1 protein-coding gene is annotated in these 695 nt (G+C 61.9%); it reads right to left on the bottom strand.

The window, feature by feature from the left end; translation table 11 throughout:
• Positions 1–690 (bottom strand): AAA family ATPase (locus tag Q0L15_RS23080; RefSeq protein ID WP_296607196.1); only part of this gene is annotated, 690 nt, incomplete at its 3' end.
• Positions 691–695 lie beyond the last annotated feature (5 nt).

Genomic DNA, 695 nt, shown 5'->3' with positions numbered 1-695 from the left:
GATCGCCGACGAGTACGGATGAACTTGAAGGGCCTTCATGTACTTGGAGACGTCTGCCGTCTCCCAGTCCCTCAACACGATGACCGGCGAACTCTCAGGCCGGGATGCGATTACAGCACGGTTGAAGTTCAAGAAGCCGTAGATCGAGTCGCCACTGACCTCTTGCCCGAACGCGGCCTGTGGTGCCACCAGCCGCCACCGGGGCCGCAGGTCCAGTGCCTTGAGCGCAGCTCGGAGGTGGACGGCGTCAAACTTTCCTTCCACCACCACCATCGGCAGGTCGGTGCTCGTGAACAGTGGGTGCCGGAAGGTGGTGATCTCGCGCTGCGTTGCCTCCGCGATCGCGTCCCGTGCGGTGGCACGGGCCAGCAAAGTTCCGTTCGAGTTCTTCCGAGCCGTCCAAACCTCGTCAGAGACTCGCATGAACTCGTCCTGATGCGTTGTTACGAAGACCTGGCGCCGCTCTTCAGCGGCGTAGTTCGCAACATCTGACGAGAACTGCGCACGCAGACCAGCATGCAGGAAGCTCTCCGGCTCCTCGATGGCCCAAACGCTCGCCTGCACCCATCCGAATCCGCCTCCTCGTCGCGTGCGGTCAGCAAGGTCCAGGATGTGCAGAAGCATGAAGGACTGCGCACCTGATCCCTCATATTCAGGCGAGCGCGCCACATCGCCCGTGATCGCGTTCATGCCAA

It is taken from the genome of Nocardioides sp., from assembly GCF_024509035.1.
In the GTDB taxonomy this organism is placed as follows: domain Bacteria; phylum Actinomycetota; class Actinomycetes; order Propionibacteriales; family Nocardioidaceae; genus Nocardioides.
This window is presented reverse-complemented; position numbering and strand designations above follow the sequence as displayed.